A 24,285-nucleotide genomic window follows, 5' to 3' on the forward strand; every position below is an offset into this window, starting at 1 on the left:
CTATAAAAATTTATCCCATATGATGAGGTCAATCAGATACTATAATCCACCTAAGTAAGCAGCTTTTACTTGTTCTGCCTCTTGTAAATCTTTTGCTAGTCCAGATAATACTACGTGACCCGTTTCTATCACATATGCACGGTCTGCTATTGATAAAGCCATATGTGCATTTTGTTCGACTAACAAAATGGTCGTTCCCTCTTTCCGTATTTCTTCAATGGTATGAAAAATTGTTTTTACCATTAAGGGAGCTAATCCCATGGATGGTTCATCTAATAGAAGTAGTTTTGGACGTGCCATAATTGCTCGCCCCATCGCTAGCATTTGCTGCTCTCCACCTGATAGTGTCCCGGATAGCTGTTTTCGCCTCTCCAATAAGATTGGGAAGATTTTAAAGATCCGTTCTTTATCTTCTGCTACGGCTTTATGATCCTTACGTAAATAAGCACCCAAATCCAAATTTTCTTCCACTGACATGTTTGAAAAAACTCGCCTACCTTCAGGTACGTGAGATATTCCAGCTTTCACGATAGATTGAGCCGCTTTACCAGCAATTGTTTTACCTTGGAACTCAATGGTTCCTTGCTTTGGTTTTAAAAGGCCAGAGACCGTTTTTAAGAGTGTACTTTTCCCGGCGCCATTTGCGCCGATTAATGTCACAATCTCTCCTTCATTAACCTCTAAGGAGACGCCTTTCAATGCTTGGATATTCCCATAGAATACATTAATCTCATTAATTGTTAGCATCTACTCCGTAACCTCCTCGCCAAGATACGCTTCAATGACTTTCTTGTTGTTTCTTATTTCTTCCGGTTTGCCCTCAGCTATTAGTTGGCCATGATCCAGTACATAGATGCGCTCACAAATCCCCATCACCAATCCCATATCATGCTCGATCAGCAAAATGGTTAGGTCAAACTTTTCCCGTATAAGAGCAATTAAGCCCATTAAATCTTGCGTTTCCTGTGGGTTCATACCTGCAGCTGGTTCATCTAAAAGCAAAAGCTTAGGTTTAGCTGCTAGTGCACGGGCGATTTCTAACCGCCTTTGCATACCATACGGCAAGTTTTTAGCCAATTCATTCATGTAGGGATCGAGCCCAAAAATCTTTAAAAATTCTATAGATTCTTGTTCCATTTTTGTTTCACCCGAAAAATAACTTGGCAAACGAAAAATGGAACTGATGACAGAATGGTGTGCCAAAGAGTGATTGGCTACTTTTACATTGTCTAATACCGATAAATCCTTGAAGAGTCGAATATTTTGAAACGTCCTGCTGACACCGCTTTTTGTTACTTGGTGAGGCGACATATTATTTGTTTTCTTTCCATTAAAAATAATGGTGCCTTCAGTAGGTTTATAAACACCTGTCAGCATATTGAAACTTGTTGTTTTCCCAGCGCCATTCGGTCCGATTAACCCAATTAATTCGCCTGCATGCATTTCCATATTTAATCCGGATACTGCTTTTAAACCACCAAACTGAATACCTACATTTTCTACTTTCAAAAGAAGGTCACTCATTGACTTTTCCTCCTTTTGCTTTTTTGTTGAATTTAAAGAAGTCCGTTATTTCTTTAGTTCCCATTAAGCCAGATGGTCGATATAACATAACAATAATGAGGACTAAGCTATAAATAATCATTCGTGTTTCAGGGAAGTCTTGTAAGTATAGAGAAATAACTGTCAATAAAATAGCGGCAATGACAGCACCAGATAAACTTCCCAGCCCACCCAAAACAACATAAATTAAAATATCAAAAGATTTTAAAAACCCAAATTGTGATGGTTGTATGATGAAGAAGTTGTGTGCAAATAGCCCACCTGCAAGTCCAGCAAAGAATGAACCGATTGCAAATGCCAATACCTTGTAATACGTCGTATTAATCCCCATTGCATCTGCTGCAATTTCATCTTCTCGTACGGCGATACATGCTCTACCATGTCTTGAATTCGTAAAGTTTGCAATTACAATAATAGTAATTAGGACGCCGAAAAATGCGTATGTCCAAGTCGTCAAATAATCAACCTGCATCCCTGCAGCGCCGCCGACATAATCAATATTCAAGAAAATAATTCGTATAATCTCAGCAAATCCTAGTGTGGCAATCGCCAAATAGTCTCCCTTTAAGCGCAATGTCGGTATCCCAACAATAAGTCCTGCTACTGCTGCAACAATGGCACCAATGATTAAAGCAACAGGGAATGGAAAGCCTAGGTTGGTAGTAAAAATAGCTGAAATATAAGCCCCAACAGCTAAGAATCCCGCATGTCCAATCGAAAATTGGCCAGTAATGCCAATGACTAAATGTAAACTCACAGCTAGTATGATATTAATAGCAATGGTAATAAATAGATTGGAATAATACATATCAAGTTGGCCATTGACAATCAATAGCTCAACAATGGCATAGACCACAAGCGCCACTGCAATGTAAATCCAAAAGATTTTAGACTTTTTCATATGCACGCTCACCTACACTTTCTCTCGGGTGTTCTTGCCAAAAATACCCGATGGCCTAAAGATTAATATGAGAATTAGAATAATAAACGCTGCCGCATCCCGCCAAGAAGAGAAACCGAGCGCACTAACAATTGTTTCGACTACGCCAAGCACCATTCCGCCAGCCACTGCTCCTGGAATAATTCCTATTCCTCCTAATACAGCTGCAACGAATGCTTTAACTCCTGGAATAATCCCCATTAATGGATCAATCTTTGTATAATACACACCGAATATGACTCCTGCCGCACCAGCTAAGGCTGACCCTATCGCAAACGTTACGGAAATTGTATTATCTACATTAATCCCCATCAACCGCGCTGCCTCTACATCATGAGATACTGCACGCATAGCCTTGCCAATCTTTGTTTTATGTACGATAAATTGAAGGATTAGCATTAGTACGATAGATACTGATAGAATCATGATTGACTGCATACTAATTTGTGCACCTAAAAATTGAAATGTTTTAGAAGAAACGACATTAGGATATGCCTCCGGCTGTGCCCCTCTAAAGAAAATGGTTGTATATTCAATTAATAGCGACACGCCAATCGCTGTGATCAATGCAGCAATACGCGTAGCATTCCGCAAACGCTTATACGCTACCCGCTCGATGAACACGCCCAATAAAGCGCAGACCACCATCGCTAGAAGGAGAGCCGGGAAGAAACCCAAATCCCATCTTGATATTGCAAAAAAACCTATAAATGCGCCAATCATAAACACATCACCGTGCGCAAAGTTAATTAATTTGATAATGCCGTAAACCATTGTATAACCTAGTGCAATCAAGGCGTAAATACTGCCGAGTGAAATTCCGTTGATTAATTGTTGCAGCCATTCCATATACAGTTCACTCCTTTTAAAAAACAATAGAAAAACTAGAAAAGGGAGGTCTATGCCCTCCCTTTAAATAACAGCTTAAGGATTGACCTTAGAGTTAAACACTTGTTTGCCATCTTTGAATTCAAGTACTGTAGCTGATTTCACTGGGTGGTGATTCTCATCCACAGAGAATGTGCCTGTTACGAGAGACAAATCTTTTGTTTCCGCCAAAGCATCTTTCACTTTTTCCCCATCTGTAGAACCAGCTCTTTCAATTGCATCCTTCAGCCAATACACCGTATCGTAGCCCAACGCATTGAATGCATCCGGTGCTTGGTCTTTGTTAGCACCTTTAAAGGCCTCTACAAATTTTTGAATTTTTTCATCTGGATCTTCTGATGAATAGTGATTGGTAAAGAATGTGTTATTAAGCGAATCTCCTCCAGCAAGTTCGACCATTTTTGGCGAATCCCATCCATCTCCGCCCATCAAAGGTACGGTAATACCTGCTTCTCTTGCTTGTTTGACAATCAAGCCTACCTCCTCGTAATAACCTGGAATATAGATAAAGTCAGGTTTCTTGGATTTTAGGCGTGTAAGCGTTGATTTGAAATCCGTATCTTTCGCAACATATGATTCTTCCGCTACTACTTTTCCACCATTTTCTTCTATTGTTTCTTTGAAAGATTTCGCTAAGCCTTTTGCATAATCACTGGCACTATCTGAGAAGATAGCGACGTTCTTTGTTTTTAGAGTGTTCAGGGCAAAGTTTGCTGCAATCCTTCCTTGGAATGGATCAATAAAGCATGTACGGAATGCATATTCATTTACTGAATTATCACTGTTAACAGTTACTGTCGGAGAAGTAGCTGATGGCCCAATCACCGGCATTTTATTTTTATTTGCTATTTGCACAGCTGCTACAGTATTGCCTGAAGTAGCTGAACCAATTTGCGCTACAACCTTTTCTTGCGTTGCGAGCTTGATAGCAGCAGCCGTTGCTTCCGCTGCGTCTGATTTATTGTCAGTTTCGACAGGGACAATCTTCTTGCCGTCAATACCCCCGTTATCATTGATTTCTTTAATAGCAAGTCTTGCTCCTTTTGCAATACCCGAACCGTAAGAGGCCACATTGCCCGACAACTCTAGATTTAGACCAATTTTCACTTCTTTACTGCTGTTACCTTTGCTGCCTGACGTAGTGGATTGGTCTTTGCTACCGCAACCTGCCAATAGCCCTACAACTAATGAAGAAGCCAAAAATACCGAAGCATACTTTTTTAATTTACTGTTAGCGACCATCTAAAGCCCTCCTTTGATTACTATATTCCAAATATTTTGAAAATTTTATTTAGAAGATATTTAGGAATATAGTCTTTCTATCTAGCAATACTTAATACTTATCATATTGTAATGTATTCCTTTCTATTCGTCTACATAATTTTTTATAAATTATAAATATTTAAAATAGTCAAAAATGAATTATATTAATCAATCCATTTTGTTCTATATTATGGTTCCAGCGCTTCTAGTATACCTTTATAAAGAAATGAAAAAATCAAGAAGGAATACCCCTTCTTGATTCATTGATAAATGCTATAGTGAGAAAATTAATGAAGCATAATAGAACCGCCATCAACCATAAAGGTTTGGCCAGTCATATATTGAGAATCCTCTGAAGCTAAGAATACAGCTACACGGCCGATATCTTCTTCCACATCGCCAAAACGGCCCAATGGAATTTTACTTCTTACTGCTTCATAGTATTCTGGTTGGGCTTTTGCCCATGCTTGTACACCAGGTGAGTTGGCAATTGGGCTGATAATGTTTACATTAATGCCAAAGCGGCCCCATTCATTTGCAGCAACACGAGAAATACCACGAATTGCTTCTTTTGCAGCAGCATATGAGCCTTGTGTTTCATGACCATTAATACCTGCGCCTGAAGCAAAGTTAATCACATTGCCTTTTGTTTCTTTTAAATAAGGAAGCGCTGCTTGCATTAAATAAAATGTTGGGTAGAACCCTGTATTGAATGACAAATCTAAATCTTCTTGTGTTATGTCTTCAATAGTAACTTGCTTAGAAGCATGTGCATTGTTTACTAATACATTCAATTTTCCGTATTTCTCAACAACTGTTTTTATGATATTTGGAAGATTTTCACGATCCATTAAGTTCGCTTGCATGAACATAGACTTTGGTGAGATTGCTTGCAATTCTTTTTCCATTGCTTTGCCTGTCTCTTCATTTAAGTCAACAATCACTACGATTGCTCCCTCTTTTGCCATCGCTTTCGCCATGCCGCTGCCAATACCTCCAGCTCCTCCTGTAATAATAGCAACTTTTTCATCTAATTTACCCAAAAGTAACAACTCCTTTCCTTCAATACACACTATTTTAGCACTAAAACATTTAACGTTAAAATAATATCTATATCTATACTGGTTTTTTATGCATTAAACCGGTTTATTCTCCATTAAAAGATGATCTTTTCGGCCATGGAGCAAGAAGTATAGAGCTAATGTGATAAAAATAAATATCCCTAAAGAGATATATAGTTTTCCGTAGCCGATAAGCGGGATAATAAAACCAAGTAAATATGGCCCGATACCTAAGCCGCCGTCCATTGCGATAAAGAACGTAGAAGTCGCAAGACCCATACGATGAGAAGGTGTTACTTTTACGGCGATAGCTTGTGCTGAAGATGATAAATTACCGTAACCTATCCCAATAATAGCGCCTGCAGCTAAAAGAACAAAATTGCTATGCGCAGTACTTAGTAATAGCAAACCTAAGCCAAAAAGAACAAAGCAAGGATACATGACAAAGTTAGCACCCTTCGTATCCATTAACCGTCCACTGAATGGGCGTGTAATTAAAATTGCAATTGCATACACAACAAAGAAAAAGCTAGAAGCTTCTACTAAGTTACGATCTTTTGCAAAGAAGTTGATGAATGATAAGATGCCTGCATAACCTAATGACATACAAACAGTAATAATAGCAATCGGAATTGCTTTTGGCTCAATATATTGAGAAATAGAGAAACCTTTTGATTCCGCTTTTGCTTCAGGAATCAATTCCATAGGTGGAACTTTTGTTGTAAGGCCTATTATTAAACTAATAACACCTAATAGTACACAAACCGCAAAAATCATATTGTAAGAAGTATGTTGGCTCATTAGAATTCCGATAAATGGCCCAATCGCTGTTCCTAATGTTGTACTCATACTGTAATAGCCAATGCCTTCCCCTTTACGAGAAATCGGCAGTACTTGCGCAACAATGGTACCAGTTGCTGTAGAAGCAATCCCTACGGCAAATCCATTTACAAAACGAGATAAAAGGAGCACTGTGATGCCCGCGTGGATAAAATACAAACATAATGTAGCAATAAATAGAACAAGACCTACAATCAGAACATGTTTACGGTCAAAATGGTCGATAACCCTCCCCGTCCCAAGTCTTCCAATCAATGTACCGATAATATAAATCCCTGTTACTAAGCCCGCTTGGCTAGTAGTTGCATGATAATCTTTCACTGCAAATGAGGCAATAGTTACCATTAATAAGTAGAAAATTAATAAAATAAAAAAGTTAATTAAGGACATGACAATAAAATCTTTTGTCCAAAGCTTTTCTTTAGCGTGACTCATTTATTTTCCTCCGATCTGGTAGATAAATTTCTTTTGATTTTTTGCAAAGTATGAATAAATGCAAGTTGCTCTTCTTCTCCCACATCTAAGAGCAGTTGTTGTTCAAAAGCATCCACTGTGGAGCGGATTTCATTGAATATTTCCATACCTTTATCTGTCACCACTAACCGTTTTTCTCGTTTGTCTTGCCCTTGGATGGTGTCGACATAACCCATTTCGATTAAACTCTTCATAGTTCTTGCGATATTCGGCTTTTCAACACCCATAATACGTGCAATTTCTACGGACGTAGCAAATTCGGTCATGACTAAATAATATAAAACGGACCATTGAGTTCGATGCAGCCCATGCTTAGAAAGCTGCTCATTTAACTGTGTTTCAAATGGTCGGTAGGTTAAGATTAGCTCATGAAAAAGTGTGCGATATTTTTTCATATACCCTCCATATAGTTAACAATGATAACTAAAACAACTTTTTCATTGTATCAGAATATAATTTTAAAATCAAGTAGCCTTGTAGGATTAAAGGTTTACCCTATTTCTGCTTTCATGTCATAGTTTCTTTCTAAGCAAAATAAAAAAGGCTACAGCCATTATGATGGCTGTAGCCTAAGTTTTTACACTAAATTACTATTTTTTTCATTTTCAAAATAGTTATCATATTTTTCTTTATCCAAACGACCTTCTGATTTAGCCATAACAAGTGATGCTAAAGAGTTACCTGTTACGTTTACAGCTGTACGTGCCATATCAAGGATACGGTCAATACCAAGGATAAATGCTAAACCTTCTAAAGGAATACCTACAGCTCCAAGAGTTGAAAGCAATACAACGAAGGATACGCCTGGAACACCTGCAATACCTTTTGATGTTACCATCAATGTTAATACCAATGTAATTTGTTGACCGAGACTTAAGTCAATTCCATACATTTGTGCGATAAACAAAGCAGCGATTGCTTGGTATAACGTAGAGCCGTCCAAGTTAAATGAATAGCCTGTTGGTATAACAAAGGATACGATATCCTTTGGCACACCTGCTTTTTCCATTTTCATCATAATCCGCGGTAAAACTGTCTCGGAACTAGATGTAGAGTAAGCAAGTAAAAGTTCGTCTTTTAAAATGCGAATCAATTTAAATACACTTAGACCGAAGATTTTTGCCACAATGCCCAAGACGACCACAACAAAAAGAATCATGGCTGCATACACAAGAATAGCCAACTTGCCCAGTGGAACCAACGATTTAATACCGAATGTTGATACTGTAACAGAGATTAAAGCAAATACACCAATTGGCGCAAATTTCATGATTGTATTTGTTACCCAGAACATAGCATCTGCCACTCCTGAGAAGAAGGACAATACTGGTTTCCCTTTTTCTCCGATTGCAGCAACGCCTAGTCCAAATAATACTGAGAAGAAAATAATAGCAAGCATATTCCCTTCAGACATCGCTTGTATTACATTCGTAGGTACGATATGGACGATTGTATCAGCAAATCCGCCACCAGATTTAACACTTTCACTTGTCTCTACATAAGAGGAAATATCCCCTTTTGTTAAATGATCCATGTTAACGCCAGTACCAGGATGGAAGAAATCGGCTACAAAAATACCAATTATGATGGCGAATGTAGTAATTACTTCGAAGTAAACAATTGTTTTGATCCCTAATTTACCTAGCTTTTTCAAGTCACCTTGTCCAGCTACCCCTAAGATCAATGTAGAGATGATAATCGGTACGACAATCATCTTAATCATGTTCATAAAGATAGTGCCGACTGGTTGAAGATATTTGGGTACGTTTTCATTTCCGTAAAAAACAGCACCTACTATAATACCAAGAATTAGCCCGATTAAAATTTGCCAAGCCAATCCGATTTTTATTCGTTTCATTCAAGTCACCCCTTTTAAAAATTACAACTTTTTTGTGAATTATTTTTATTGTACCTAAGACATATAAAATCCGACACCATCCGACATTTTTTATGAAATAAAAATTCAAAAATATTTATTCAACTTAAAATTTTTAAAGAGAATTATAACATCATGCATCATAACGTGGCGGGTGTTTGAATTTTTCTTCTGCATCTACATACAGCACTTGAAGAAATTTTTTCACATTTACTTTCATCTTCTTTGGCGTTAGAGCCTTCTGTTGTATGCCGTTCATTAAACCTCGTATTTCGGCAAATTCGAAATAACGAGGTGCATAATACTCAAATTCCGGATTCGTATAGTCTACTACCCCTAAAGTTGCTAAATTATTCATAGCAATCACTAGCGTACGCCGAATTCTTTGCTCAATTGCTTTACTTTCCTTAATAATTTCAGAGCTGCTTAATTTTTTTCGGCATGCCAATTCTTCATATAAGTCTTTTAATGGAGGAATTTGCCTTGGTTTATCTTCTCTCGATACTAAGAATTCAATGATGGCTACAATATCATCGCTACCTGCTTCACCAACGATTCCCATATCATTTAATATGGAGAAAACCACATCCTTGATCGTTCGATGTGACTCTTCTCGTGTTTCTGCCTCGAAATTTAAGAGTGATTTACGGATGGTCAATAGGGATTTCTTTAATAAAAAACGCTCTGACGTTTTTTTAAGGATACTTTGCACTTCAATTTTGTTGATTGGTTTATGAATAAAAAATTCAATGTCCTTTTCATATGCATGGCCCACCATTTCTTTATTCTCTACCTGAGATATCATAATAAAATATCCTTTAAAACCTTGTTTGCGCAATTGTTCAATTGTTTCAATACCATCTAAATTAGGCATCAGTAAATCAATCAGCACAAAATCTGGATCACTGGATAAAATCGACTCTATAGCACTAATACCACTATCTGCTTCACCGACAATGACCCCCATATCTCCTTCCAAAATAATTTGCTTTAGCATACGGCGGCTCGCCGCATCGTCATCGACTATAAAGTATCTCATCTTTGCTCAACCCTCTTTTCTATGTTTTTCTTTGGAATCCTTATATGAAAGGCTGTGCCGTCTGCTTGATCTTCGAGCCTAATTTCTCCTTCAAGCATGTTGATTATTTCTTTTACATGTGAAAGGCCAATACCAGTAGCCGCAACGCCTTGTTGATTGTATTTTGTTGTAAAACCCGGTTCAAAGATAATATCCATATCTTCTTCTTTAATGCCAGTCCCATTATCTTGCACTTTAAAATGAATCATATTCCCTTCTGCCCATATAGACACACTTATCATGCCAGAGTCCTCGATTGCTTCCACAGCATTTGCAACTAAGTTATTAAGAATGGCTAGAATAGGATTTTGCTGGGATAGGATAAAATCGACCGTCTGAGTAGTTTTGAGTTCCACTCTTTTATTTAACATGCTGCTATATTTAAAATTTGCCTTTTCTACAAATTCTACAATATTCGATAAATAGTACTCCTCATTTGTTTTCACTAGAGATATGTCTGACAGACCTGAAAAGATTCTTTGTGCATCCTTTTTCACCTCATGGATTTCCTGGGAAATATGGAGCGCACGTACACTAAGGTTTGATTGATTATCAGCTTTCAATGTTCGATAAAAGTCATAACTATCAGCCATAATTTGTTCGATATGATTCATCATTTTTTGCAAATAGAGCGTTTCTACGTATAAGCCAGAGTCGAGTGATAGTTGTTCACCTACTCGTTTTTTCTCTTCCATCGCAATGATTGAACTAAAAATACCCACAACAAAAAAGCTTCTTAAAAAAGCAACCATCACAATTAAGAGCAGATCAGAAATACCTATATTGGTAACTGACATAAGGTATCTCAGCATATGCTCCGCAGTGTTCGCCACAATTTCAATCCCTGTAGCGATTAAACCTAATTTAAATGGTGAATCAATAAATTTCTCCAGCTTTATGAATTGAAATAGGAGAACATACAAGAAGTAATAAAAAAACGCAGGAAGATGTTCTTGAAAACTATTGTCCCACGTGCCACTGTAAAATATAACTGAAATAATGAGACGAAAAAGAACTACGGTTATCCCCGTTATAATACCTGTTTTTAAAACGGACTTTGGTTTCCGAGCTAACAGAAGCACTAAGAAAGTTATACTGCCTACCCCAAAGCGAAACGGTTCACCTTGAAAGGGAGAGAGTTTAATTTCGCTACTGACAGCTGTTAAAATAGCGATCAATAGCATCCATATCGTTTCCGACTTCAACCAATTTTTTTGACTAATGCCTATGGAGATTCCCCTCCAATCAGATAATATATTCTCTTTATATTGCCATGATTGCACTAGAATGAAAAAATACGGGGAAACTTATAAGTCATATAAACAACAAAAGACGATATACACGCTACTAAGGGCGTGGATATCGTCTAACTGTTAGCTCATTTGATCAATGAGCTTTTATGATTTCGAGAAACCATTTAATGGTTCCCTGTATTTTGTTATGCTCTTTGCAAAAATGCCCTTGTACGCTCATTCTTAGGTTGATTAAATACCTCTTCTGGCTTGCCATCTTCTACAATAACACCTTGATCCATAAAGACAATACGATCGGAAACTTCCCTTGCAAATTCCATTTCATGTGTCACTATAATCATTGTTAAACCTAGATTCGCCAGCTCTTTCATCACTTTCAAGACTTCCCCTACCATCTCAGGGTCTAAGGCAGATGTCGGTTCGTCAAACAGTAGCGCATCAGGCTGCATAGAGAGGGCTCTGGCAATGGCTACACGTTGTTTTTGGCCGCCTGAAAGCTGATGGGGACGAGCATTTTTGTAACGATCCATCCCGACAACCTTTAAATATTTCATTGCCACTTCCTTCGCTTCTTCCTTTGGCCGCTTTAACACTTTTATTGGTCCAACCATACAATTGCTTAATACATCACAGTTATTAAATAGATTAAATTGCTGGAATACCATGCCGAGGTGAGTACGGTATGTATTTAAATTATGCCCTTGGTCCAGTATATCCTGTCCTTTATATAAAATCTTTCCGCCAGTGGGTGATTCAAGCAAGTTAATACAGCGCAGCAGTGTTGATTTTCCTGAGCCCGAAGAGCCAATCACACAAACTACTTCACCCTCCTTAACAGAAAAGTTAATATCTCTTAATACCTCATGTGATCCAAAGGATTTATTGAGATGCATGATATCGATAATATTTTCCATAGAATCCCCCTTCTCTGTTATTAAGATGCCTTCTGTCCATTCAGCATTTCTTGGTTATCTATCAGTTGGTATGTTGCATTACCGGCAAGTTTTCTTTCGAAATATCTTAATATTTGCGTCACTATAATATTCATAATCATATAGAGGATACAGGCGACAAAGAATGACTCAAAGTAGCGGAAGTTATTGCCTGCTATCGTCTTCGTTTGGAAGAATAATTCGGTAACACCGATGACATTTAACACTGATGTATCTTTAATATTCATAATGTATTGATTGCTTGTAGCTGGCAAAATATTGCGCATTACCTGTGGCAAAACGACATGAACCATCGTTTGCCAATGATTCATACCAATCGCGCGTGCTGCTTCAAATTGTCCATTGTCGATGCTAATAATGCCGCCTCGTACGATTTCTGCCATGTAAGCCCCTGTATTGACAGAAACAATGAACATTGCCGCAAATGTACGGTTCATATCAATGTGAAATATCAGGTCAGAACCAAAGTAAACAACCATCGCTTGCACAATCATTGGGGTTCCGCGGAAAAATTCCACATATACCGATAAAATGATGCTTACGCATTTTAAAAATACTCTTTTAATTCTACTTTTGCTTTTCGGGATTGTATGAATAATACCGATGATTAAGCCAATTAAGGCGCCAAAAATTGTACCAACTGTCGCAATGAGCAACGTCATCCATGCGCCTCTTAAAAACATTGGCCAATTATTGACGATAATCTCTATAAACCATTCTAAACTCATCTATTTTCCTCCTCCAAACAGCGCCTTAACAGATGCTTATGTCTCTCGTATAACAAGCTTTAATCATTGCCATATCCTTTTGGCGTGAATGTTACATGTTAAAGCGCAATTGATGCAAAGCTAGTGAAAGCTGAAGAGGACTTTCACTAAGTTAACTTTTGCATTATTTGGCTGCTGGTTGTTGTTTAATGGCATCATCCATCATTTTTGTACGCTCTTCTTCTGAGATGCCTTTTAGTATTTCATTGATTTTCTTTGTTAATTTGCTATCTTTCGGAATACCCACTGCTGTTTGTGTATCTTCTGCCGCTGTTTTAAATCCTTTGCCTTCGCTAAATTCAACCATTTTAAATTGATCATTGGCAGAAGTTGCCGATACTGCTTCTGGTTTCTCTGAAACATATGCATCCATCTTGCCTGCTTGTAAAGCCACACGCATAGCGGAGAAATTATCCGTTGCTGTTTGTTTTTTTACGCCTGGAATTTGATCAATAACTGTGTAGTGGAATGTATTTAATTGAGCTGTTACTCTTGCCCCTTTAAAATCTTCAATTGAAGTGGCATTTTCATATTTACTTCCTTTTTTAACGACCATTACTAGATGAGATGTGTAGTAATTGTCAGAGAAGTCGATTGTCTTTTTGCGTTCTTCAGTAGGAGACATTCCTGCAATAATTGCATCTATCTTACCTGAAGCTAAAGCTGGCACTAAACCGTCCCATTCCATTTTAGAAATGACAAGTTTTTTCCCTAAGCCATCTGCAATTTTTTTGGCAATTTGAACATCATACCCACCTGCATACTCAGCGTTCCCTTGAATGGCAACCGCACCATTAGAATCGTCACCTTGCGTCCAGTTAAATGGCGGATAACCTGCTTCCATGCCGATTGTAAATGTGTCGCTTCCTTTGCTGCCTGAAGACTTTGCATCACCTGATTCTTTAGAACTACACCCTGTTAGAATTAACACAGCAATTAGTAAAATACTTGATAACAGTGTTCCTATTTTTTTCATATTGATCTCTCCCTTTTTTCTAAATAAAAAAGACTAGAATTATAGACCCGAGTTGAACTCAGGGCTACGTAATTCTAGTCCTAAATCCTCTACTTATATCCCAATTTGAGATAGCACAACTCAATAAACCATAGAAATTTATTGAGACAGTCCTGCAGTTATTCACTGCAGACCCAGCATGCAACAATGAGAAACTTGTTACACACTTCGGCAATATTTCCTTCTTCTTAGACTCATCGCTTTCTCTAACTCCACTAAGAACTAATAAATACTGCGCCTCTACCTCACCGTATAAGTGAGGCTATATTTAGTTATGTTTTAAACAGTCTACAATAGGGATGGAATGTATGTCAATAATATTTCAACAATTTAAAAGATTCTATCCATCAATCTTCCTCATATTCTTCTTCTGCATAATAGACTTCCCCGCTCATAGCATTAATAGCCATGATTTCTTTTCCAACTGGAAATTCGGCTTCATAAGTCAAATCGTATATTATTAGGTCTTCATCTTCTTCATCATTGACCTCAGTTCGTGCAAGATGCATTTCCAGCTGTTCTTTAAATTTAGCGTCGGCTTCCTCTAAAGTCAGGACTGGTACAATGTCAAGGGTATTTAACTTCCCTTCGTTTGGCAACAGCAGCGAACATTCACGAATAATCCCCGTATATTTCCCTACATTGATATGAATGGTGTAATCACTTAATAGGACACCCTTATGCTGTCTTATAAATGAAAATGTTGTATATGGCTCAAAGTCAAAGTCTGCGTCAAACTCATCCTCTTCTTCTAACTCCAACTCTTCAAAGAATTGTCGTTCCTCTTCTGACAAGTCTTCTTCTGTTATTATGCCATATGACGAATACTCCATTTCCCCTTGCTGTACTTCTAACAGGTACTTTTCATGGACATCCCCCACAATCGCCTCTAGGAACATTTTTGCTTTATTAGCTAATGTAGCTTCTGGCAGTTCTTCTTTCTGCTCTTCCCACTCTACCAGCGATTCGTATTCCATAAACATAGAATCTATGTTTTCAATTTTAATAACAGGTTCTTCTTCATCGATGTTTTTCGAACTGCCTGTATACCAAAAACGATTCGCCCCGTCCTCAATCAATTGCATATCATCAGTTACACCAAGCAATGTCTTTACGCTCTCGGTTACTGTAACGGGCTCAAAGGAATTCGCATTTTGCTCCCCATATTCCATAAAATCTTCTTCGTATTGGAGACTACCGTCTACATGTACTCTAAAAGTCCCACTTTTTGGTTTGTAGAGAAGCTGTAATTCCCCATTCAAGTCTGTAATCGCAAGTTCGACAAGCGGTTGTTCAAAAAGAATTTCCTTAGCATCTTCAGCAGAAATCTGAATATCTGGATAGGCTAACTGATAATATGACTGATTAAAAGTAGCCGACAGGATAAAACCTTGTTTATTTATTTCTAACGTCACACCTGAATTAGGCAAGAATAGATTTAGTGCAACATCTTTTGCTTCAAACGTTAACAAGTATGATTCACCATTCCATTCAGAAATACTGCGGAAAGTAAGATCCTTTTGATAGAATTCATCTATAAAATCTTCCGCAATTCCCATTAAATCCTCTTGGGTTAATTCTTCATACTCATCAAGTGACACATCATTGTGTTCCAGGATGTCTTCCATTTCAATTAAAAGTGATGCTAATTTTCCGTCTTCTGTTACTTCAATTTGCCCGTAAGGCAGCTCTCTATTTAAGTCAACAATTTCTCCAACTGTTGGATCGTCCTCATCGTACTGAATAGCAATGACTGGACGTCCAATCATATAATCGCGTAATATAAATTCCCAGCTCTTCATTGGTTTTCTCCCCATATTCATTTAATTTTCTATATCTACTTATCAATTGGTTATTATTGTTCATCTATAATAAAAGTGCTCTTTCTACTAAAAGTAGGATCTTCTTTGTTAATTTTACAGTGCTACTACTAAAAAATTCTACCATAAATAATACGTTTGGGCTTAAACAAATCAAAAAAAAGCCAGAGGATTTAATCCTCTGGTCCGTTTTCTAAAACATTTTTTTCCATAAGTTCTTTTTCATACCGTTCAATTTCTTCGATTGAATCTGCATACCAGACTCCGGTAAATCTTGATGGTATTTTCCCCTCGAAATAATCTCCATCATAGTAGGCTAATGGGAATAGTACGCCTTTTTCTACATACTCTTTTATCGCTGTATAGAATGCATCACGTTGATCATTTGATCGGTAAGCTAAAAACTTGTTTACCGGCTTTCCAAGTTGTTCGTGCAGCAATAACATGGATGTAGAACCATTCTGTCTAAAGTTCAAGTCGATAGCTTTTACTTGCCCATTCTTTGTTATTACAAGGTCAAACCCCGCTACACCGATAAACCCTTTTTCTACGCCACAGTCCATAATTTCTCGACCTGCCTGAATGATTTCTTCCGGTACATTTTCTACTAGCACATTACCACTGTACTTTCCGTTGTCATCTGTAATTTGCTTTGATGCACCAATAAATTTTATCCCTAGTTCCTTAGAATAAAGGTATTGGCAGCAATAATTTTCTTCAATATCAAGACACTCTTCAACAATAACCATTTTCGCATCTTCACTTTTAAACTTGTGGATGGCCTCGGCTAGCTGATCGTCAGTGTGACAAATCATCACGCCATAGCCCCCTGATGAAGGCAAGTCTTCACCTTGTTTTAAAATAAGCGGTAGCTTCCATGATTTAAGCTCTTCCTCTAATTGATTTATACAAACAACGTCTCGTTTAGGGACATACTTTTTTGGAATGATAGCATCAATATTGGCCTTACAGTTCAAATAATTAAACATTTCTGCATCCATCCAATAACACTCTCGATTGATTTCATCTTCATCATATAAATAATGGAAAACTATTTTCTTTTTCTCTTGACTCCACTTGTGCAAAATAGCTTCATATTCTTCTTGGTTTCCATATTGATAGGGTTGTTCAGGAATTTCTACCCCTACTATTTCGAACAGTTCTTTGATTTTGTCTGTTTGCGTGGCTTTATGAACCAGCGTTGGCAAATTTGAGATAACTAATTCTCTAGCTGTTAAAAAGTCTAATTGTTCCATATCTTGGGACATCCATGGGTTTTCTTTATATGATGGTCTTGGGCTGTAAACGGCGTCCTCTCCGTAAATTTGCTTCAATGTAAAGGTTGGTTTCACGACTAGCTGATCCATATAATCTTCTCCTTTTCTATAACCATGATATGGCTGTTTTTTTAGTATCTATTGTGTTTCAGTCAGTTGATTGAATCTTCTTTAGGCAATATAGCTGTATAGCTTTCAAAAATCCCTTACAAGGATGCTATTAATTACCCCTTACTCTCTAACAAGAAACTATATTTCAAAAAGATAACTAAAATCTAAAAGACCTTTACAAATAACTAAAAATAATGTAAATTATCAAATGGCGAACGTTTTATAAATAAATAAAAAATAATATTCGACTTTAGGGGTGTTCCTTTATGGATAATGTATTTGATTACGAAGATATTCAGTTGATTCCTGCAAAATGTATTGTGAATAGTCGATCAGAATGTGATACAAGTGTGACACTTGGCGGACATACTTTTAAACTTCCAGTGGTCCCTGCAAATATGCAAACAATTATTGATGAAAAGGTAGCAATCCAGTTAGCTGAAAATGGCTATTTCTATATCATGCATCGTTTTAATCCGGAACAACGCGCAGACTTTATCAAAGATATGCATGCACGCGGTTTAATCGCATCTATCAGCGTTGGTGTTAAATCGGAAGAATATGACTTTATTGAGACATTAGAAAAAGACGGGCTAACACCTGAATTCATTACTATTGATATTGCTCATGGACATTCCAATGCAGTCATTAACATGATCCAGCATATTAAAAAACATCTCCCTCAATCATTTGTCATTGCAGGTAATGTTGGAACACCAGAAGCAGTTAGAGAATTAGAAAATGCTGGTGCAGATGCAACAAAAGTAGGCATTGGACCAGGTAAGGTATGTATTACTAAGATTAAAACTGGCTTTGGCACAGGCGGTTGGCAATTAGCTGCACTTCGCTGGTGTTCTAAAGCTGCTACTAAACCAATTATTGCTGATGGTGGCATTCGCACACACGGTGATATTGCTAAATCTGTACGTTTTGGCGCTTCTATGGTGATGATTGGCTCTCTATTCGCTGGTCATGAAGAATCACCTGGCGAAACAATCGAAATAAACGGCAAACTATATAAAGAATACTTTGGCTCTGCATCTGAATTCCAAAAAGGGGAACGTAAAAATGTAGAAGGCAAAAAATTGCATGTTGAACATAAAGGGCATTTAAAAGACACCCTAATTGAAATGGAACAAGATTTACAGTCATCTATTTCATATGCAGGCGGTACAAAACTAGACGCAATTCGCAATGTTGATTATGTAATTGTAAAAAATTCAATTTTCAACGGAGATAAAACATATTAATTTTCTTTATCAGACAAATAAAAAAGCCCTCTACGTCATGCCATATGCTGATCGTAGAGGTTTTTTTCTACCCATTATTAAAAATATTTACTATTATCCGATAAATATTTTGGAAAACTATCACTATACGATTCTTTATGTGATAAAATTAGCTCGCAATTAAGGTAAAAGACACTCATATGCACTATGTACATAACAGAATAAGGTAAATAAAGGATCTAAAATCCACACGGCTTAGGCTTTTAACCTTTTCTAAAAACATGAGTGAACCCAAAAGTCTTGATAGGAATCAGCACCCTTAAAGTAATTTGGTTAATGAATGCTCAGCGGACTTCCAACGAGTAAAGTAGTCACTAAACTTTCTTGCAGCATATTAAAGTTTTAGTATAAGAGAGGTAAACGCGAGTGAAAAAATTATTTAACTGGAGTCTGCGTTCTAAGTTAATTGGAGCTTTTTCAATTTTCTTGATTATTCCTTCGTTGCTGATGGCTACGATTTCTTACAGTAGCACAAAATCACAAATTAAGCAGGAACAACTGAATAGCGCTAATTCTACTATTAAATTGTTGAATACAAATATAACGAATACTATTCAACCTAAAATCCATGATGCAACTTATTTATCTAAACACATTTCTAAAGGTTTAATCGATTCTTCAAAGGATTCAGAGCTTCGAAAGATATTAAATCAATATATTAACGAACATCCTGAGACAGCAATGGCTTATGTAGGTACAGAAAAAGGCGAAATGATCCGTATGCCTTATGCTACATATCCGAAAGACTATGACCCACGAGAGCGTCCTTGGTACCAAGAAGCAAAGGATAAGTCAGGAGATGTGGCAATTACGGAGCCCTACACTTCAACTTCAACTGGCGAGTACGTGGTAACTATTACAAAAACATTAGCAGACGGATCAGGCGTCATAGGCATTGATATTAAAATCAATGCTTTAAGAGACATTTCAAACCAAGTGAAAATTGGAAAGCTAGGTTTTATTTCTTTATTAAGTGATGGTGGAAAGTATATTGCAGATCCGAAGGCAGATAGTGGATCAGCTCCTAAAGAAACTTATATGAAGGAAGTATTAAATAAAGCAAAAGGTCAGACAGAGACAGAAGAACACAATATCATATACCTCACAAATAATGAAACAGGTTGGAAAGTTGTCGGCACCACATTCAAATCAGAAGCAGATAAAGCGGCAGCATCTACACTTTACTTAGATATTATAGTAGAAATTATATTCTTATTATTAGGTGCATTTGCCATTTGGTATATTGTTCGGTCTATTATAAAGCCAATCAATCGTTTAAAAGAAAGTGCCTCTAAAATGGGGAAAGGCGATTTATCAGAGGAGATTATCATCACTTCTACGGATGAGATTGGACAGCTTTCTAGCTCATTCAATGATATGAAGAATAATCTTGCCACTCTTATTCAAAAAGTAGGATCGAGCACAACGCTTGTCCGCACATCATCAGAAGAATTATCGGCAAGTGCTAGCCAAAATATCGCTGCTTCAGAACAGATTGCCTCTGCCATGCAGCAAGTAACTATCAATACAGAAAATCAGACAACTGGCATTGAGCAAAACGCTACTGCTGTTGAAGAAATCTCTCATGGCATCAGCCATATTACAGAAAGCATTAATGAAGTCGCTGTTTTATCTTCACAAGCGACAGAACAAGCAGAAACAGGCGAAGAATCCATCCAGCATACAGTGAATCAAATGGATTCAATCCATCATTCTGTATCTGCTACGGATATAAAAATAAAGTCACTATATGATCGTACTAAGGAGATTGGTGCAATCTTAGATATCATAGGCGATATTGCTGGTCAAACTAACTTGCTTGCATTAAACGCATCGATTGAAGCCGCACGCGCAGGTGAACATGGCAAGGGCTTTGCTGTAGTGGCAGAAGAGGTACGCAAGCTTGCAGAAAGCTCACAACAGTCTGCATCACAGATCGCAAATCTTATCCACGCGGTACAGCAAGATTCATCAGAAGCTGTAAAAAATATGGCTTCGACTCTAGAAAACGTTCAAGAAGGATTAAGCATTTCCAAACAGACAGCAATGCAATTTGAAGCTATTATTTCAAGCATGCAAGAAATTACACCAAAAATTGAAAATGTCTCGGCTACTACAGAGCAAATTTCTGCCTCTATTCAAGAAGTATCGGCTACTGCTATTACATTAAATGATCATGCAAAAGACAATGCAGCAGCATCTGAAGAGGTAGCTGCTTCAACAGAAGAGACGCTTACTTCAATGGAAGTAATGGAGGAAAACGCAAATCAACTTCTCAATATGTGTGAAGAGTTACAAAACATGATTGGTGAATTTAAAACAAATTAAGAGATACCTCCTTTATAGAACAATCTATAGAGGAGGTTTTTATTCTATCACTTCCTCTTCATATGAATGGGCCATGCTGCATAAAGTGAATTAAAAAGGTGGGATTGATATGAATAATGACTTGCATTTTATACGTTACTTTTTGCCGCCGACAGCTGCTATTTTAGAATTAGAAACAGGTCCTGTTATTTTGCATGCCGATGTAGACGGTGACTCAATTGAAGAGCTGATTAGCGCCTATAGCTATAGGGGCAACACGTTTCTTCTTATGCTAAAGCAAATAAATTTCCAGTGGCAGCCGCTCGTCCACCTCAAAATAGAACAGCACCATATTGCAGGATTATATGCAGTAAAAAAGAAGGAAAGCACTAAAAAGGATTTAGTCATTGAATGGAAAATAAACAATCTTCCTCCTTACTTAGATACACTAACGTGGACGTCTAATGGATTCCAGCGGCAGACAACCCCTTCTCAACAACTCATCATTACGAAAGCTTATGGAGATGTTACGGGAGATGGATTAATAGATACCGTCTACCTCACAGGTGAAAAGCAACCTGATAGCCCGCTTTGGCAGAACCTAGAGCTACAGATTATGAATCACTCGCAAGGCATTCCTGTTAACATATCACTTAATGATATGAAAGGTTATAGCCCAACCATCTTTCTCGGTGACTTTACTGGGGACAAAGCTCAGGATATCCTTGTAACCGTGGATTCTGGTGGGAGCGGTGGTATTATTTTCACGAAAATCTTTTCTTATCAAAATGGAGTATTTAAAGAAATATTCGACGACGAACGCTTTAATAACAAATCAAGTTATAAAGTAACATATGAAGAAGGCTTTAAAGTGCGCGTTACAAGCTCAGCACCGCCCAAACAGTATAAAATCGATCTTACTTATAAAGGAAAATCTTATCTTTCAGAAATATACAAGCCAAATGGCCAATTAAAAGAACCGATTGAAGGTTGGGTGGATCCAATAAGCGGCCTATACCCAATCGATTTTGACCGTGATGGTGTCTATAGTCTCTTGGCATTCCAAAGCATTGCAGGCAGGTATCACGCTGACCGTTTAGGCTATGTTCAAAGTACATTAGAGTGGGATGGTGAACAGTTTGTAGTTGTAAGACAAAATGTCTCTATAGAAGGTCGAGAAGGAAAGCGCCAATAAACTATTAGGACAGGAGAGAAATTTTGCAAAATATCTTGCCAAAACATTCCTCTTTGAAAATCGTCTTACGAAAAAGGCAAAAACAAATGTGTAGGCAAAAAAGAGAGACAATGAAAAAAGGTACTAGAAAAACAGGTATTGAGCCTACACTTCTTCCCGCTCACCAACAGCAAAAATAGTAGACTATGAGGCAGAGTGGCAAACACCACTTTGCTTTTTCTTTTCTTCTCTGCCTATACATTCCGCTGTATTTAAAATATAGTAGAAGCGGGTGATAAAATGAATACAAAAATATACATGAACAACGAAAACTTAATTGCAGGCATTTCATTAAAAGATGAAAGTATGCCCGAAGACGGCAATATGGCACTCCATAGTTGCACTGATCCTTCTTTGATTTTACAAAATCGAAGCTTGTTGGCCGCATCTATCGGTTGCGATCTTAATCAATTTGTTTGTGCCAACCAAACACATAGCCCAAACTTTTATAAAGTCACTCGAGACGATGTGGGTCGTGGAGCAAAAGCAAAAGAAACAGCTATTGAGAACACTGATGCACTATATACATTTGAATCAAATATAGTGCTGTGCACCTTTACTGCTGATTGTGTCCCCGTGATACTTTATGATCATTCTACAGGCCTGGTTGGCGTTATCCACTCTGGCTGGCAAGGGACGATTAAAGAAATTACTCTGAAAATGATTGACTATTTGAAAAAGAATGAAACGTGTGACCCTAAAAATCTGTATATTCATATTGGCACAGCTATTAGCCAAGATAAATTTGAAGTGGATCAAGATGTATATGATCAATTCAAAAATCTGAGCTATGCAGATGAGTATATGTATTTTAATGAAAAAACAAATAAGTATCATATCTCTAACCAGCAAACCGTTAAAAGGCAATGCGAGCTTGCGGGTGTACCAAGCGCTCACATTACCATAGATGAAACATGTACGTATATTAATAATGAAGGCTTTTCATATCGTGAGGATAAAAAAGCAGGTCGCCATCTAACATTTGTGATGAAAAAGCAGTAACTGATTGTACTTCCCTCCCTCTCTGCATATACTCTAAGACCATGCAAAAAGGGAGGACCCATATGTATATATATCCACGATTTGGCCATTCACTTTGGTATTATAGCCAACTATTTGATGTACCTCTTGCTCTTATAATTGATTCCAACCCTCGCCTTGAAACAAATGATTTAGGCGATAATGAAAGATTACAAATACCTGGATTCACTTTAAATCACTATATAGCCAAGCAGGAGGAAACCTTAAAACAAGTTGCTAGGAAATTCACAATTCCCTGTGAAGCTATTCTTTGTGTAAATCTAGACTTACATGAAAATACCTCATTAACTGTGGGCCAAAAAATTGCACTCCCCCAAAAAGTGACTTGGCGAACTATACGCGATAAAGACCACTACGATTCAGCCAAAATGAGGAAGGATCTTCAAGTACTGTTTCAAATTTATCCTTTTCTAAAGCAACAAACAATTGGCTATTCTGTATTAAATGATCCATTAAAAGAAATTCAAATTGGGAAAGGCCCTAAAAAGGTTCACTTCAATGCATCTTTCCATGGCAATGAGTGGATTACCACTGTATTTCTTTTGTCTTTTTTAGACGATTATCTTTTAGCCTTAATGAATAAAACAGATTTGAGAGAGACAAACCCCCTCACTCTTTATATGCAAACAACTCTTTCCATTGTGCCGATGGTCAATCCTGACGGAGTCAATCTGGTATTAAACGGCCCTCCGGATGATCAAGAATGGGGAAAATATCTGCTTGCTTTAAATAATGAATCAACTGATTTTACTGGATGGAAAGCTAATATAAACGGTGTTGATTTAAACGATCAATTCCCCGCCAATTGGGAAATTGAAAAATCCAGAGCCCCTCAACTGCCAGGTCCCCGAGACTATGGTGGTGAACTTCCGCTAACAGAACCCGAATCTATTGCTATCGCTGTGTTGACTAAACAGCGAGACTTTGATCGTGTACTGGCATTCCACACACAAGGTGAGGAAATCTATTGGGGTTATCATCATTGTGAACCCAAAGAATCAAAAACCATCGTGAAAGAACTCTGTAAAGTCAGCGGGTACAAGGCTGTCAGAAATGTAAATAGCGATGCGGGCTATAAAGATTGGTATATACAAGAATGGCGAAGGCCTGGTTTTACTGTGGAACTTGGCTATGGTACAAACCCGCTACCTATTGAACAATTCAGCTATATTTATAAAAGGGCAATGGGTATTTGCTTAGCAGCTTTATATATGTAGATAAAAGAAGTCAGCTAT

The 24,285-nt window shown here is 37.5% G+C and carries 21 protein-coding genes and 1 riboswitch; of the genes, 5 read left to right on the plus strand and 16 right to left on the minus strand.

Annotation, left to right across the window (positions count from 1 at the left end):
- Positions 1-39: 39 nt before the first annotated feature.
- The 16 genes from AC6CHJ_RS13865 to ldmS form a co-directional block, all read right to left on the minus strand.
- Positions 40-747 carry an ABC transporter ATP-binding protein gene (locus AC6CHJ_RS13865; RefSeq protein WP_392997162.1) on the minus strand — a complete coding sequence of 236 codons (708 nt, stop codon included), beginning with the start codon at positions 745-747 and terminating at the stop codon, positions 40-42.
- The gene (locus tag AC6CHJ_RS13870; protein ID WP_066791006.1) at positions 748-1,524 is read right to left on the minus strand and encodes an ABC transporter ATP-binding protein; all 777 of its coding nucleotides are present in this window, start codon (positions 1,522-1,524) and stop codon (positions 748-750) included.
- The gene (locus tag AC6CHJ_RS13875) at positions 1,517-2,464 is read right to left on the minus strand and encodes a branched-chain amino acid ABC transporter permease (RefSeq protein ID WP_147197451.1); all 948 of its coding nucleotides are present in this window, start codon (positions 2,462-2,464) and stop codon (positions 1,517-1,519) included. Before AC6CHJ_RS13875 ends, AC6CHJ_RS13870 begins: the two co-directional genes overlap by 8 nt.
- 12 nt (positions 2,465-2,476) lie before the next feature.
- Positions 2,477-3,352 (minus strand): branched-chain amino acid ABC transporter permease, encoded by an 876-nt coding sequence (locus AC6CHJ_RS13880; RefSeq protein ID WP_249775061.1) that lies wholly within the window; start codon positions 3,350-3,352, stop codon positions 2,477-2,479.
- Between the two features lie 75 nt (positions 3,353-3,427).
- Entirely contained in the window at positions 3,428-4,633 is a 1,206-nt protein-coding gene (locus tag AC6CHJ_RS13885) for an ABC transporter substrate-binding protein (RefSeq protein ID WP_498289021.1), read from the minus strand.
- A 308-nt stretch (positions 4,634-4,941) separates the two neighbouring features.
- Positions 4,942-5,697, minus strand: coding sequence for an SDR family NAD(P)-dependent oxidoreductase (locus AC6CHJ_RS13890; RefSeq protein ID WP_147197457.1), 756 nt, complete (start codon positions 5,695-5,697; stop codon positions 4,942-4,944).
- Positions 5,698-5,790: 93 nt separating this feature from the next.
- On the minus strand, positions 5,791-6,990 hold the full coding sequence (locus AC6CHJ_RS13895) for an MFS transporter (RefSeq protein WP_147197459.1): 1,200 nt from the start codon (positions 6,988-6,990) through the stop codon (positions 5,791-5,793).
- On the minus strand, positions 6,987-7,424 hold the full coding sequence (locus AC6CHJ_RS13900) for a MarR family winged helix-turn-helix transcriptional regulator (RefSeq protein WP_249775064.1): 438 nt from the start codon (positions 7,422-7,424) through the stop codon (positions 6,987-6,989). The genes AC6CHJ_RS13895 and AC6CHJ_RS13900 overlap by 4 nt, the downstream gene beginning before the upstream one ends.
- Positions 7,425-7,606: 182 nt before the next feature.
- Entirely contained in the window at positions 7,607-8,887 is a 1,281-nt protein-coding gene (locus AC6CHJ_RS13905; protein WP_066791026.1) for a cation:dicarboxylate symporter family transporter, read from the minus strand.
- A 151-nt stretch (positions 8,888-9,038) separates the two neighbouring features.
- Complete coding sequence (locus AC6CHJ_RS13910; protein ID WP_066791028.1) at positions 9,039-9,944, minus strand: response regulator; 906 nt, start codon at positions 9,942-9,944, stop codon at positions 9,039-9,041.
- On the minus strand, positions 9,941-11,167 hold the full coding sequence (locus tag AC6CHJ_RS13915) for an ATP-binding protein (protein WP_498289023.1): 1,227 nt from the start codon (positions 11,165-11,167) through the stop codon (positions 9,941-9,943). The genes AC6CHJ_RS13910 and AC6CHJ_RS13915 overlap by 4 nt, the downstream gene beginning before the upstream one ends.
- A 254-nt stretch (positions 11,168-11,421) precedes the next feature.
- Positions 11,422-12,150, minus strand: coding sequence for an amino acid ABC transporter ATP-binding protein (locus AC6CHJ_RS13920; protein WP_498289024.1), 729 nt, complete (start codon positions 12,148-12,150; stop codon positions 11,422-11,424).
- Between the two features lie 20 nt (positions 12,151-12,170).
- Complete coding sequence (locus AC6CHJ_RS13925) at positions 12,171-12,917, minus strand: amino acid ABC transporter permease (RefSeq protein ID WP_498289025.1); 747 nt, start codon at positions 12,915-12,917, stop codon at positions 12,171-12,173.
- Between the two features lie 163 nt (positions 12,918-13,080).
- A complete protein-coding gene (locus AC6CHJ_RS13930) occupies positions 13,081-13,932 on the minus strand; it encodes a transporter substrate-binding domain-containing protein (RefSeq protein WP_498289027.1) in 852 nt (283 codons plus the stop codon).
- A gap of 103 nt (positions 13,933-14,035) precedes the next feature.
- A riboswitch (Lysine riboswitch) is annotated at positions 14,036-14,222 on the minus strand.
- A 96-nt stretch (positions 14,223-14,318) separates the two neighbouring features.
- Positions 14,319-15,773, minus strand: a complete 1,455-nt coding sequence (locus tag AC6CHJ_RS13935; RefSeq protein ID WP_147197468.1) for a hypothetical protein — start codon at positions 15,771-15,773, stop codon at positions 14,319-14,321.
- A 191-nt stretch (positions 15,774-15,964) separates the two neighbouring features.
- Positions 15,965-17,158 (minus strand): L-aspartate--L-methionine ligase LdmS, encoded by a 1,194-nt coding sequence (gene ldmS / locus AC6CHJ_RS13940; protein WP_221298012.1) that lies wholly within the window; start codon positions 17,156-17,158, stop codon positions 15,965-15,967.
- A 287-nt stretch (positions 17,159-17,445) separates the two neighbouring features.
- Between ldmS and guaC the strand changes: the two genes are divergently transcribed.
- The 5 genes from guaC to AC6CHJ_RS13965 all read left to right on the plus strand — a co-directional run bounded on the left by guaC (position 17,446) and on the right by AC6CHJ_RS13965 (position 24,267).
- Complete coding sequence (gene guaC / locus AC6CHJ_RS13945) at positions 17,446-18,429, plus strand: GMP reductase (RefSeq protein ID WP_066791038.1); 984 nt, start codon at positions 17,446-17,448, stop codon at positions 18,427-18,429.
- A 405-nt stretch (positions 18,430-18,834) separates the two neighbouring features.
- Positions 18,835-20,796 carry a methyl-accepting chemotaxis protein gene (locus AC6CHJ_RS13950; protein ID WP_498289028.1) on the plus strand — a complete coding sequence of 654 codons (1,962 nt, stop codon included), beginning with the start codon at positions 18,835-18,837 and terminating at the stop codon, positions 20,794-20,796.
- A 109-nt stretch (positions 20,797-20,905) separates the two neighbouring features.
- Positions 20,906-21,970: a YybI family spore inner coat protein gene (locus AC6CHJ_RS13955; RefSeq protein ID WP_498289029.1), complete on the plus strand. Its 1,065-nt coding sequence runs from the start codon at positions 20,906-20,908 to the stop codon at positions 21,968-21,970.
- 279 nt (positions 21,971-22,249) lie between these two features.
- Entirely contained in the window at positions 22,250-23,011 is a 762-nt protein-coding gene (gene pgeF, locus AC6CHJ_RS13960; RefSeq protein ID WP_249775073.1) for a peptidoglycan editing factor PgeF, read from the plus strand.
- 62 nt (positions 23,012-23,073) lie between these two features.
- Positions 23,074-24,267, plus strand: a complete 1,194-nt coding sequence (locus AC6CHJ_RS13965; RefSeq protein WP_392996991.1) for a M14 family metallopeptidase — start codon at positions 23,074-23,076, stop codon at positions 24,265-24,267.
- Positions 24,268-24,285 lie beyond the last annotated feature (18 nt).

The organism is Rummeliibacillus sp. GQ308, from assembly GCF_059759115.1.